This window comes from Kitasatospora sp. SC0581, from assembly GCF_048159585.1.
Lineage (GTDB): Bacteria > Actinomycetota > Actinomycetes > Streptomycetales > Streptomycetaceae > Kitasatospora.
Genome location: NZ_JBLRWA010000011.1, coordinates 84,270 through 96,191 on the forward strand (window position 1 = coordinate 84,270; position 11,922 = coordinate 96,191).

9 protein-coding genes are annotated in these 11,922 nt (G+C 72.8%); 4 read left to right on the forward strand and 5 right to left on the reverse strand.

Translation table 11 applies throughout. The features are described from left to right. Positions 1–583: 583 nt before the first annotated feature. Positions 584–4,519, forward strand: coding sequence for a polymorphic toxin-type HINT domain-containing protein (locus ACLWS4_RS19215; protein WP_416874729.1), 3,936 nt, complete (start codon positions 584–586; stop codon positions 4,517–4,519). A 366-nt stretch (positions 4,520–4,885) separates the two neighbouring features. Here the strand turns inward: ACLWS4_RS19215 and ACLWS4_RS19220 are convergent, their stop codons facing one another. From ACLWS4_RS19220 to ACLWS4_RS19230, 3 genes are all read right to left on the reverse strand, one after another. Further along, the gene (locus ACLWS4_RS19220; RefSeq protein WP_416874730.1) at positions 4,886–5,251 is read right to left on the reverse strand and encodes a hypothetical protein; all 366 of its coding nucleotides are present in this window, start codon (positions 5,249–5,251) and stop codon (positions 4,886–4,888) included. 377 nt (positions 5,252–5,628) lie between these two features. Further along, positions 5,629–5,838: a hypothetical protein gene (locus ACLWS4_RS19225; protein WP_117486873.1), complete on the reverse strand. Its 210-nt coding sequence runs from the start codon at positions 5,836–5,838 to the stop codon at positions 5,629–5,631. 85 nt (positions 5,839–5,923) lie between these two features. Beyond that, positions 5,924–6,502 carry a CGNR zinc finger domain-containing protein gene (locus tag ACLWS4_RS19230; RefSeq protein ID WP_416874731.1) on the reverse strand — a complete coding sequence of 193 codons (579 nt, stop codon included), beginning with the start codon at positions 6,500–6,502 and terminating at the stop codon, positions 5,924–5,926. 88 nt (positions 6,503–6,590) lie between these two features. Between ACLWS4_RS19230 and ACLWS4_RS19235 the strand changes: the two genes are divergently transcribed. Further along, entirely contained in the window at positions 6,591–8,210 is a 1,620-nt protein-coding gene (locus tag ACLWS4_RS19235; RefSeq protein ID WP_416874732.1) for an FAD-dependent monooxygenase, read from the forward strand. Here ACLWS4_RS19235 and ACLWS4_RS19240 read toward each other — a convergent pair. After that, the gene (locus ACLWS4_RS19240; protein ID WP_416874733.1) at positions 8,158–8,694 is read right to left on the reverse strand and encodes a DUF1707 SHOCT-like domain-containing protein; all 537 of its coding nucleotides are present in this window, start codon (positions 8,692–8,694) and stop codon (positions 8,158–8,160) included. The genes ACLWS4_RS19235 and ACLWS4_RS19240 overlap by 53 nt on opposite strands. Before the next feature lie 196 nt (positions 8,695–8,890). On the opposite strand from ACLWS4_RS19240, the gene ACLWS4_RS19245 reads away from it, so the two are divergent. Then, positions 8,891–10,129 carry a serine hydrolase domain-containing protein gene (locus tag ACLWS4_RS19245; RefSeq protein WP_416874734.1) on the forward strand — a complete coding sequence of 413 codons (1,239 nt, stop codon included), beginning with the start codon at positions 8,891–8,893 and terminating at the stop codon, positions 10,127–10,129. 51 nt (positions 10,130–10,180) lie between these two features. Here the strand turns inward: ACLWS4_RS19245 and ACLWS4_RS19250 are convergent, their stop codons facing one another. After that, positions 10,181–11,182: a S41 family peptidase gene (locus ACLWS4_RS19250; protein WP_416874735.1), complete on the reverse strand. Its 1,002-nt coding sequence runs from the start codon at positions 11,180–11,182 to the stop codon at positions 10,181–10,183. 90 nt (positions 11,183–11,272) lie between these two features. Between ACLWS4_RS19250 and ACLWS4_RS19255 the strand changes: the two genes are divergently transcribed. After that, complete coding sequence (locus tag ACLWS4_RS19255) at positions 11,273–11,887, forward strand: ArsR/SmtB family transcription factor (protein ID WP_416874736.1); 615 nt, start codon at positions 11,273–11,275, stop codon at positions 11,885–11,887. Positions 11,888–11,922 lie beyond the last annotated feature (35 nt).

The following is an 11,922-nucleotide window of genomic DNA, read 5'->3' on the forward strand; positions in this document are numbered from 1 at the left end:
ACGGGCAGATCCACGGATTGGTGCGAACCACCCTTGATGGCAGGCGAACCAACCTGTCGTGATGGCGCGTCATGGGTGATGAGGATGCACGGAATCAACCACTCGGCGCCTTCGTGATCAAGGACGGAATGCGGCCCCATCGAACCAGATGAAACTGACGACACGCCAGGTCTTTCTTCCGGAGACCCCTCCCGAGCAGGCGCTCTGTCACAGTTTCGAATAGCTTGGGCACTTCCTGGCGATGCGCTCGCTTTGCCGAAATATGGGCCCACTGAGGGGGTTTAATGCACGTGTCCTAACTCTCAACTCCTTGACTTCGTAAGCGTTCTGTCGTGACATCATTTGACGTAGGCTCCGCTGCGGCCGGGATTCGGCCGATGTCGACAGTGGAGGTTTTCCGGTGCGCCAATCGATATCCCGCTCGCGACGGCAAGGGAGGGGGAGGCCGCCGCTACTGGGCAGGCTCTCCCTGAGCCTGCTGCCGCTCGCCCTGACGGCCGGTCTGGTGGGATCCGGCATCCAGAGCGCCGTCGCTGCCGAGCCGACCGGCGGGCCGGTCCAACCGACCCCCCGTGAGCGCGCGTTGACCGCGTGGCTCAACGGCGGCCCTCGCGTCCACGAGCTCGCCGAGGCCGCGCTCGCGGGCTCCGACCAGGACGTGAAGCAGTTCGTCGACAACGACCTCGCCGGCACCCAGCGCCTGGACGACCTGCTCGCCGCCACACAGATCTCCAGTGTGGGCGGGCCGAAGGTCCGCGAGGCCGCGGACAAGGCGATCGATGGAACTCCCGACGAGTTGCGCGCCTTCCTGCAGGGCGGTTGGCAGGCGGCGCTCGACGCCGACCGGCGGCTGATGATCACCCGGCTCACCGACCCCGCGATGGGCGCGGGCAGCAACCTGCAGGCTGCCGGTGACGCGGCGCTGCGCAGCAACAACAGTGATGATCTGCAGCGGTTCCTGACCGAGGGACAGTTCCCGGCAAAGGATTCCGACGACCGGCTCAAGCTGGTGCAGATCCTCAGCAACGGCGGCACGAACACCCAGGCGGCGGCGCGTGCGGCGCTGAACGGGTCGATCGAGGACGTGCGCGACTTCCTGGCGGTCGGCCAGTACATCGCGCAGAGCCGTGACCAGGAGCGTGCGAGCATCGCGCAGCTGGTGCAGCAGGCGAAGGACGCGGGCGCGCAGGCGGCGCAGGAGACGGCCGCGGCGATCGAGGCCAAGGACAAGGCGGTCTACGAGGCGCAGAAGGCCATGGAGGCCGCCGCGCTGGCCGCGTCGGAGACGCAGAAGGCCGGCAATGACGCGGCCAAGGCGACGGAGGCGGCGAACAAGGCCGCGACGGCGGCCGAGCGCGCGGGTGCGGCGGCGCGGACGGCGATGGCGGCAGCCCGTGCGGCCAACGCGGGTGCGCGGGCCGCCGCCTACGCGGCGTCGAACGCGGCCGCCGCCGCGGCGGGTGCCCAGCGGGCCGCGGCCGATGCCGAGACGGCCGCGGCCGCGGCCGCCGGTGACCAGGCGAAGGCGCACGAGGCGCGGGTGGCGGCGGATGTCGCCGACGCCGCGGCGAAGCTGGCGGCGGACGCGAACACGACGCTCGGTCACGCGAACGACGCCGCCAAGAGCAGCAAGGACGCGGCGGGTGCCGCGCTGAGCGCGAAGGGCAACGCCGATTCCGCGGCGGGCTCCGCCGAGCAGGCCGGTGCCTACGCGGCCAGTGCCGGCGGGCAGTCGGCGAAGGCCAAGCAGGCCGCGGCGGCCACCCGCCGTTCGGCCGCCGAGGCCGGCCGCGCCGCGGCCGCCTCCCAGCAGCTGGCCGGGGAGGCCTCGACGCAGGCCGCGGCCGCCGCGACGCTCCTGAAGTCCGCGGGCGAGCACGCCGCCGCGGCGGCGCAGGCCGCCCGGTACGCCGCCGAGCACGCCGGCCAGAGCGCGAACGCCGCACAGGAGTCGACCAACCACGCGAACGCCGCCTCGGCCGCCGCCGTGGACGCGCAGCGCGCGGTCGACCAGGCCAACGCGGTCCAGGACCTGGCCCGCCGTACCGAGGCCGAGGACCTGGCGAACCGGACCGCGGCCGCCGTGGAGAAGGCCCGCAAGGCCAAGGCCGACGAGACGGACAAGCAGGCGCAGACCGACCAGGCCGCCCAGCAGGTCCAGCAGGCGAAGGCCGAGGCCGACCGCCTCGCCCAGCTGGCCAACCAGCCCGGCGCCACGCCGGCGCAGGTCGCCACCGACGGCCGCAAGCTCGCCCTGATCTCCCGCAAGATCTCCGGAGACTGGGGAGAGGTAGCGGCCGAAGCAGCCCTCACCGGCCCGGACACGGCCGTCCTCTCCTACCTGAAGAGCGGGCGCCGCGAGGCCGAGGAGCGCGACGCACACGACCGTGCCGTCGAGGTCTACACCGACTCGGGGAACAATGCGGTCCGCGACGCCGCCTACACCGTGCTCCAGGGCGACCGGACCCAGGTCGGCGCGTTCCTGAACAGCGGCCAGTACGAGGCCGCGGCGCCGGAGAACCGGCTGACGATCACCCGGCTCAGCGACAACGCCGGTCCCGCCGTCAAGGCGGCCGCCGACGCCGCGCTGCGGGTCAACACCCCCGCCGCGCTGCGGGCCTTCCTCGGCAAGGGTCTGGCCGACGCGCAGGCCGCCGACGACCGGCTGACCGCCACCCGGCTCGAGGACGCCCCGGCCACCGAGCCCGAGCTCAAGGCCGCGGCGAAGGTCGCCCTCGAAGGTCCCGTGCAGGACCTGCGCGCCTTCGTCGCCAAGGGCCAGTACACGGCTCAGCAGAAGGACCGGCTCACCGCCGTCCACGTCGCCGACGTCAAGGGCCTGATCGCCGAGGCCACCGCGGTCTCCGCGACCGCCCAGAAGAACGCCGCCACGGCCCAGGCCGCCGCCGCCTACGCCCGCGGCGTCGCCGACGAGGCCAGGGGCTACGAGGCCGCGGCGCAGGCATCGGCCAACACCGCCACCGAGCACGTCGCCAAGGCCCAGGCCGCCGCCGACGCCGCCCAGGCCGACGCCACCAAGGCCGCCGCGGCCGCGAAGACCGCCAACGCCGCCAAGGCCTCCGCCAACCGCGACGCCGCCAAGGCCGTCTACTCCGCCAACCAGGCCGAGAGTTCGGCCCGGCAGGCCCGCTGGTCCGCTTCCGAAGCAAGCTCGTTCGCGTCCGCCGCCCGGGCCTCCGCCGAGGCGGCCGGCAAGGACGCCCAGGCCGCCCAGACCGCCGCCGACGAGGCCCACGCCAGCTACGAGGTGAAGCGGGACGCCGAGGAGAAGGCCCGGCTCGCCAGGCTGGAGGCGGAGCGCAAGGAGGCCGAGAAGCAGGCCCAGGCCGAGAAGGAGAAGCAGGACGCGATCGCCGGGATCGAGGAGGAGATCAAGAAGGCGAAGGAGGACAGCGACAACGTCAGCTACCTCTACCACCTCTTCTCCGAGAGCGTCCACCTCACCCTGGACGTCATCGGCGGCGCGGGCGGCGTCATCGCCCCCGGCCTCGCCGACATCGCCGACCTCATCAACTGCGCCTACTACGCCGTCGAGGGCCGCACCACCGAGGCGGTCACCTCCTGCATCGGCGCGATCCCCTTCATCGGCGACGGCGCCGCCGTCGCCAAGCTCGCCCAGTGGGCCAAGAAGTTCGGATCCTGGGGCGAGAAGGCCGTCGAGTTCATCCAGAAGCTCGTCACCCGGCTCCCCACCGAGTGCCTGCTGAACAGCTTCCCGGCCGGCACCCGCGTCCTGATGGCCGACGGATCCACCCGCGCCATCGAGACGGTCCGGATCGGCGACGAGGTCCTCGCCACCGATCCCACCACCGGACTGACCGGCCCCCGCCGGGTCACGGACACCATCTACACCCCGGACGACCGCGACTTCACGGACATCTCCCTGGGTGCCGGGAAGTCCCTGACCAGCACCGACCACCACCCCTTCTGGTCCGAGAACCGGAAGCAGTGGACCGACGCCGCCGCCCTCAATCCCGGCGACGAACTGCGCGACCCGGCCGGCCGGCCCCAGCGCGTCGAGGACGTCCGGCACTGGAATGCCCTCCAGCCCGCCTACAACCTCACCGTCGACGACCTCCACACGTACTACGTCCAGGCCGGCGACCTGCCGGTCCTGGTCCACAACGCGAAGAACTACTGCCCGAAGCGGCTCGCCCTCGGTGTCACCATAAACGACAAGGGCGACTTCATCCTGAAGGACTTCGCCGAGAAGGTTGTCAATGCGAAGGCCTACCACCACTTCCCCAGGGGCACCAACTGGATGGAGACCGTCCGCGAGGCGCTCACTCCGGGGAAGAAGACCGAGATCTTCTTCAACCTCGACGAGATCGGGAAGGCGAACGCCCGGGAGTGGGCCGAGAAGTTCGGCGACCTCGCGACCCCCGACGAGCACTGGACGGCCTGGGAGCTGAAAATGATCAGGGAATCGCCCAAGGAGGTGCGGGACCGCGTGAAGTGGTACGAGAACGGGGTCGAGACGACGAGCCCCTTCGACTGAGACGAACCCCCTTCGAACGCGCGGTCGTTGAGCTGCTGACCATGCGCCCGACCTACGGGTGCGACGGATTGTCCGCCTAGGCTCGGGGAACGTGCTCGAAGCCGCCATCGCCGCACGCTCGATTTCCGATCGGTCCCAGGAGCCCGCCAGAGTCCGCTCTGGCGGGCTCCTGCTGGTCCTGACAGGTGGCACAAGTGACGGACGTGTCGGGAGGATCGCGCAATCACCGTGCGGGACGGTCGGGTCCCGACTGAGGACCTCCGGGAGTCGGCCTCCGTATAGGTGCTCCGCTGGACCCGTCACCGGTGGTGGCACGTCGGCCCCCTCCGAGATCGGAGGGGGCCGGGGAGTCGCTCCCGGCCGGGATCAGCAGCCGATGTAGCGCATACTGAGGCCGGTGATGTGGGTGCCCGAGGGCGCGTAGAGGGTGATGGCGCGGGACTTGCCCTTGCCGCCGGCCCAGTCGCTGTCGACGTGGCCGCCGTTGGAGATGCTGCCGCGCACGTACGGACAGCGGCCGTCCGCCTTGGTGTCGTGCACCGTGCCGACGACCTTGGTGTTGTAGTTGCACCACTTGCCGTTGGCGTAGCCCTCGCCGGAGCTGATGCTCCAGTTCTGGGTGCACGAGTCGGCGGGCAGCGCGGCGTGGGCGCCGACGGCCGGGAGCAGCACGGCGGCGAGGGTCAGAGCGGCGACGGCGGCTCCGTGGACGGCGAGACGGCGCTTGGACATGGCGGTACCTCCACACGGGGTTCACGGTGGGCATCCGGAGGCCGGGGTGGCGGGGCACCAGGACATCGGCGGCGGCGCACGGAGCGCGGCACGACCGGCACCCGCCCTCGGCGTTCCACCGAGCGTGACGTATTCGAACGACCGTCGTCAACGCCGGAGTCGGCCACGAGCGGCGGCGGTCCACCCCTGCGGCACCGGGGTGGTACGGGCGCCCCAAGGGTACGTCCCGCACCATGGGGGTGAGGTGGGACGGTCGTCCACGTGCGCGAACCTCGACCCGAGGTTCGCCAGTCGGGCGCCGGACAGCCACCGGGGCCGACGGTGAGCAGGTCTCCGGGCGGGCCGTTCCGCTGACGCCTCCCGGCCGGGCGGGCCGGTCACAGGGGCCCGGTATCGATCCTGACGAGGGTCTGCCGCACGGTGCCGTCCGGCTCGTACACGGTGCGGTACAGGTACGGGACACCCGAGCCGTCGAACACGGCGATGCCGTCCTCGACGACCGCCCGCTGCTCGGCGATGGCCCGGAGCCGGCCGTCCGAGTCCGGCGGCAGCTCCGGCTGCGGGGGGCGGCGGTGTCGCCCGGCCATGGCGGCCCTCACTTTCGCTCTGTGCGGGCCACCCTCCAGGGGCCCTCCGGCGGCAGCGTAGACCCCGGCGGTCACCACCAGTCCTCTAGCTCTTCTGGGCACGGTGGGCGGCGACGCGGACGCGGGTGGCGCAGCGGGGGGTGCAGTAGCGCTGTGGGGTGCGGCGGCCGGTGTCGATGAAGAAGCGTCCGCAGCCCGGGGCGGCGCAGCGGCCCCAGGCGCAGGTGCCGCGTTCGCTGAGCCACAGGCCGAGGGCGAGGGCGGCGGTGGAGAGCAGCCAGTGGGTGAGGCCGGCGTCGGCGGGGGCGCGGGTGTGCAGGGACCAGGGCCGGCCGGGGAGGCGGACCAGGCGGGGGCGGGGCGGGTGGCGGTCGAGCAGGGTGTTGATCAGGTCGGCGGCGTGGTCCGGGTCGTCGGTTTCGAGGACGGCGGTCACCTTGGCGGTGGCCTGGCGCAGTTCGTGGGCGTCGGCGTCGGTGAGCCGGAGGGGCGGGCCGCCGTGGCGGTCCAGGAGGGCCTGGAGTTCGGCGGCGCCCGTGTCGGGGTCTTCGCGGACGGTGTTCGCGAGGTCGGTGAGGAAGTGGAGGCCGCGGGGGTTGCCGTCGTCGCCGTCCTGGAGCCGGGACTGGGGTTGGGGTTGAGGCTGGGACTGGGACTGCGCCATGGGGGTCGCCTCGCGAGGTCTGGGAGGGTGCCGTCCGGACCATGGTAACGTCAAAATGACCCAGTAGGCGTTACTGAGGAGTGGTGGCATGCGATACCCCGGGACCACACCCGTACTCATCGTCGGTGGCGGACCGGTCGGCCTGACCCTGTCCGTCCTGCTGTCCGGCCACGGCGTGCCGCACCTGCTGGTCGAGGCGCACCCGGACACCTCGCGCCACCCCAAGGCCCGTGGGGTGTCGGCGCGTTCGATGGAGGTCTTCCGGCGGTGCGGACTAGAGGAGGAGGTCCGGCGGGCCGGCCTCCCGGCCTCGCAGGTGTTCTTCTACCGGGGCCGCAGCCTGGTCGACCCGGACTTCGTCCGCACCGGCGTGGCGGCCGGCACGACGGAGGACGCCGGGCGCACCCCTACCCCCGGGCTGATCTGCTCGCAGGACGCCCTTGAGGCCGTCCTGCTCCGACGGGCCCGCCAACTCGCCCCGGACGGCGTCCGGTTCGCCACCCGTCTGCTCTCCCTCACCCCACGGGACGGACACGTCCAGGCCCTGCTGGAGGACCGCACCACCGGCGAGCGCCACACCGTGCGCGCCGACTGGCTGGTCGGCTGCGACGGCGCGTCGAGCACCGTCCGCACGGCGGCCGGCATCGAGATGGCGGGGCCGACCGGCCTCGGCCACTTCCTCAGCATCCGCTTCGAGGCACCGCTCGGCGGGGTGGTGGCCGACCGCGCCAGCGCCTCGTACTTCCTCACCGAACCGGGCCGCGGCGGCTTCCTCGCCGTCGACAACGACCGCCGGTGGATCTACCAGTACCCGTACGACCACGAACTCCCGGGCATCGACGCCCTGTTGAGCGACCACCGGGCACTCGCCCGGCTGGTCCGGGAGGCCGCCGGACTGCCCGGGCTGGCCGTCACCGTCCAGGACACGATGACCTGGCGGATGGACGCCCGCCTCGCCGGGGCCTACCGCCGCGCACGGGTACTGCTCGCGGGCGACGCCGCCCACGTGGTGCCGCCGACCGGCGGGCACGGCATGAACACCGGCATCGGCGACGCGGACAACCTCGCCTGGAAGCTCGCGGCGGTCACCGCCGGGACGGCCGGCGAGGCCCTGCTGGACACCTACGAGGCCGAGCGGCGCCCGGTGGCCCGGCAGGTCATCGACATCTCGCTCGCCAACTCCCGTGCCCGCGCCGGGTACCGGATCGACGACGAGCTGCTGCTCACCGCCGCCTACCGCTCGACGGCGGTCCTCCCAGACCCGACAACCCCGGAGCGGCCACCCCTGGACCCGGACCGCGAACACCCCGACGGCACGCCCGGCACCCGCCTCCCCCACCTCCGCCTCCCCGGCCCGCCCGGGGCCGCAGCCACATCCACCCTCGACCTGGTCGGGCCGGGCTTCACCCTGTTCACCACGGCCACGGAGGACGCCGGCTGGCAGCACCAGGCGGACACCGCGACAGCGGCGGGACTGCCGGTCACCGTACACACCCTGGCGCCCCCCGACTGGGCCCGCGCCACCGGCCTTCCCGCCACCACCGGCGGCGCCGTCCTCGTCCGCCCGGACGGCCACATCACCTGGCGGGCACGGCAACTGCCTTCCAATGACGGCGAATTGCTCACCATCCTGCGGCGCTTGCTGTCCGCAACGCTCAGCGCCGGGCGTGCCGGATCTTCAGACGGCCGAAGCCGGTGGTCCCGGTGATCCGTATCGTCGGGTTGCCCACGGATGAGCGGCGGGGAGGCGTGTAGCGCACGTCCTTCCAGCCTCCCTGGAGGCCGTCGATGTCGACGACGGCGTCGCGCGGGACGGTGATCTTCGCACTGCCGGTACCGAGCCCCAACTCGATGTCGATCACCGGATGTTCGATGACCGCCTCCGACAGGTCCAAGTGCACCCGCCCGAAGGCCGACGCCACCTGAAAGCTGCGCGGAACCCGCCAGGGGCCGCGGCGCACCAGGCGCCCGCTGACGGCGGCGATGGTCGGGACCGCTCCCTGGTCCGGCTCGGGGAGCGAGGCCAGGGGCGGCGCGAGGTCGGAACGCGTCTTCGCGGTGAGCACCTGGTGGAGACGTTCGTCCATCTCCTCGTGTGAGATGTGCCCTTCGGTGAACGCCTCTTGCAGGCGCTCCACGGCATGGTCGCGTTCAACGTCGTTGATCGGCAGGTTGTCCGGCAGAGCGGTCACCGTCCTACTCTAGTCCCGCTCCGGGGGCGGGCCGCGGTGTAGGACCGGCTCAGCCCGCAGGGCGACGCCCAACTGGCCCGACCAGTCCCAGGGAGGACACGGCGCGGCACCTTCGGTGGATGCCCGGGCGGGAACCCCTCCGGCACGCTCGGTACGGGGGCGGCGATGCGCGCCTGCCCCGGGAGGGAAGCAGCCCATGTCCGACGTGACGACACCTCCGCGCGCCCTGAGACACGGCCTCCGCTCGGCGGCCGCGCTCCTGGCCGCCGCCACCCTGCTCGGCGCCGGTGCCGCCCCGAGCTTCGCCGCATCCCCCGGCCGGCTACCGGTTGATGCCCAACCGGCGGGCGAGCAGGGAACGTTGGCGACTGGCAGCGCCGAGGCCACCGCACTGCGCACCACGCTCCAGGGCATCGTCGACACCGGTTCCTCGGCAGCCGTCGGCGAGGTCCGGCAGGACGGGCGGACCGTCTGGCGCGGGCGGGCCGGCGTGGCCGACCTGGCCACCGGCACGCCGGTACCCGAGCACGCCCGGTTCAGGATCGGCAGCGTCACCAAGACCTTCGTCGCCACCGTCCTGCTCCAGCTCTCCGCCGAGCGGCGCATCGGCCTGGACGACCCGATCGACCGCCACCTGCCCGGCGCGGTCCCGAACGGCTCGGCCATCACCATCCGCCAACTCCTCGACCACACCAGCGGGTTGTACAACTACACCGATGCGCCCGGCCTGGATCCCCAGGACGAGTCCCAGTACCTCGACTGGCTGGCGGGACCGCGCTGGCAGACCTACCAGCCGGCCGACCTGCTCGCACTGGCCAACCGCAACGCTCCGTACTTCCCGCCGGGACAGGGCTGGCACTACTCCAACACCAACTACCTGCTCGCCGGCCTGCTCGTCGAGAAGGTCACCGGCCACCCCTGGCAACAGGAGGTCGACCGGAGGATCATCCAGCCGTTGGGACTGCGCGACACCGGCATGCCCGGCCGCTCCGTCCGGCTGCCCGGCCCCCACGCGCACGGCTATGTGAAGCTCTCGACCGGGCCGGTGGATGTCACCGAACTCAACCCGTCCGTCATGGGCGCCGCCGGGCAGGGCATCTCCAGCGCCGCCGACCTCAACCGCTTCATCGCCGCCCTGCTGGACGGCCGGCTGCTGCGGCCCGTCGAACTCGCCGAGATGACCAGGACGACGGACGCCGGCCCAGGACGCGGATACGGGCTGGGGCTGGCCCGGTTCGACACTCCCTGCGGCGTGTTCTGGGGTCACAGCGGAGACCTCCCCGGCTACTCGACGATGGTCGCCGGCACCGCCGACGGCCGACGCCAACTGGTGCTCTCCCACAACCCGTACGACCGCTCCGACCCGCGCGCCGCCAAGTCCGCGGTGACGGCCTTCCTCACCACGGCCGCGTGCGGGGCCACCCCCGGACACTGAACCACTCCCGGGACGCAGAACCGACGCAGCGCCCGATGCCTGGGCCGGAGGTCAGAGCCGGGCGTCCGGCGGCGTGGGGTGGTCGTCCGCCCGGCCGTGGAGGGCCTGTCGGGCCTCCTCGGCCGACGGGGTGTCGCCGCCGAGCCGGGCGATGTCGGCCAGTGCGGCGCGGTGGGCCGTCTCGTGGGCCCGGGCCGGGTCGGTGGCGGTGTCCGGGATGACGCCGGTGCCCTCCCAGTTGCCGCCGGACACCGGGTTGATCGAGCGGGCGGTCGGGATGGTGGCCTCCAGGTGGGGGTGGAGCGTGAAGCCCCGGCGGGGGTTGGCGCCGCCGCCGGAGGCCTCGCCGACCACCACGGCGCGGCCGCGCTGCTGGAGGTCGTACGCGAGTGCCTCGCCGCCCGAGAAGGTGGCCCTGCTGATCAGCACATAGAGCGGCTTGCTGCCGCCGAAGCGCGGGCCGGGTGCCGGCGCGGGGCTCCAGAACTGCCGTTCGGCGTCCTCCTCGCGGTCGTAGATCGTGCTGAGGTGGGTCGGGCCGTCGAAGAGGTGGCCGCAGATGTGGGCGACCGTGTACGGGTCGCCGCCGACGCACTCGCGCAGGTCCAGGACCAGGGCCTCGGCCCGCGCGACCAGGCCGAGCGCGGCGTTCAGCGAGTCGCCGGTCATGTCGAGCGGGAAGAGGATCGGCGCGAGCTTCAGCAGGGCGACGCCGCCCTCCAGCCGCTCGATCCGGGGTACGCCGCCGAGCGAGAGGTCGGCGGCCCGCGCCAGTTCGGCGAGGACGGCACCGTCCTCCTGCTCCGTCGGGATCGCGTGCGGGTGGAACTTCAGCCGCAGGTGGCCGTCGCCGTTGACGGACTGAAGGTCCTCGGTGACCAGCCGGCCGAGCGTCTCGGGGTCGCCGGACTGGTGGTAGCGGCCCTTGGACAACGCGTCGTCGAGGCCCCGGGCGATCCGCTCGCCGATCTCGGGGAAGACGTAGAGCCCGGCCGTGAGCCGGCTCACCTCGGTGACGATCCCGGTGATCTCGGCCGACTGGAGCTGCGCCATCTGCTGTCCCCCGCTGGTGATGCTCGGTCAGGTCGCGACGAGTAGAGCACGCGGCTTGCGAAAGCGTCAAGAAAATTGGACGCTTTACGCATGGACGACCAGCAGCGGGAAGACCGGCCCCAGGAGCACGAGCCCCACGACCCCCAGCCGGAGGGCCACCAACCCGAGGACCACCAGCCCGAGGACCACCAGCTGACCATCGAGAGCCCGCAGCAGTACAAGGCGCTCTCCCACCCGCTGCGCCAACGGCTGCTGCTGGCACTCGGCGGGCAGCCCGCCACGGTCGGCCGACTGGCGGCGCTGCTGGACAGCCGCAAGGGCACGGTGGCGCACCACCTCAAGGTGCTGCAGGAGGCCGGCGTCGTCCGCATCGTGGAGACCCGGAAGGTGCGCGGCGGCAGCGAACACCTCTACCAGCGCACCACGCGCCGGATCGCCGTCACGGAGCGTGGCGCCGGACGCGACGCCGGACGCGACGCCGGGCCGACCACCGCCCTGCTGAAGGCGGTGGCCGAGGAGTGCGCCGACGCCCCGCAGGAGCCGGTACTGGTCCTGCGGCACCTGCGGCTGACCGCCGACCAGGCCGCGCGCCTGGGCGCCACCCTCCAGGCCCTGGTCGCCGAGGCCGCCGAGGCCCCGCCCGGCGAGCCGGTGCACGGCGTCCTGGTGGCGCTCTACGAACAGGCCGCCGGACGCGACGACTGACCGCCGCGCCCCTACCGGCCCCGCTCCCCCGCTCT

Excerpts from the sequence above, each read along its gene's own strand:
- ACLWS4_RS19220 (WP_416874730.1), bottom strand. The coding sequence starts at position 5,251 with ATGTCCAAGCGCCGTCTCGCCGTCCACGGAGCCGCCGTCGCCGCTCTG.
- ACLWS4_RS19225 (WP_117486873.1), bottom strand. The coding sequence starts at position 5,838 with ATGGCCGGGCGACACCGCCGCCCCCCGCAGCCGGAGCTGCCGCCGGAC.
- ACLWS4_RS19230 (WP_416874731.1), bottom strand. The coding sequence starts at position 6,502 with ATGGCGCAGTCCCAGTCCCAGCCTCAACCCCAACCCCAGTCCCGGCTC.
- ACLWS4_RS19235 (WP_416874732.1), top strand. The coding sequence starts at position 6,591 with ATGCGATACCCCGGGACCACACCCGTACTCATCGTCGGTGGCGGACCG.
- ACLWS4_RS19245 (WP_416874734.1), top strand. The coding sequence starts at position 8,891 with ATGTCCGACGTGACGACACCTCCGCGCGCCCTGAGACACGGCCTCCGC.
- ACLWS4_RS19250 (WP_416874735.1), bottom strand. The coding sequence starts at position 11,182 with ATGGCGCAGCTCCAGTCGGCCGAGATCACCGGGATCGTCACCGAGGTG.
- ACLWS4_RS19255 (WP_416874736.1), top strand. The coding sequence starts at position 11,273 with ATGGACGACCAGCAGCGGGAAGACCGGCCCCAGGAGCACGAGCCCCAC.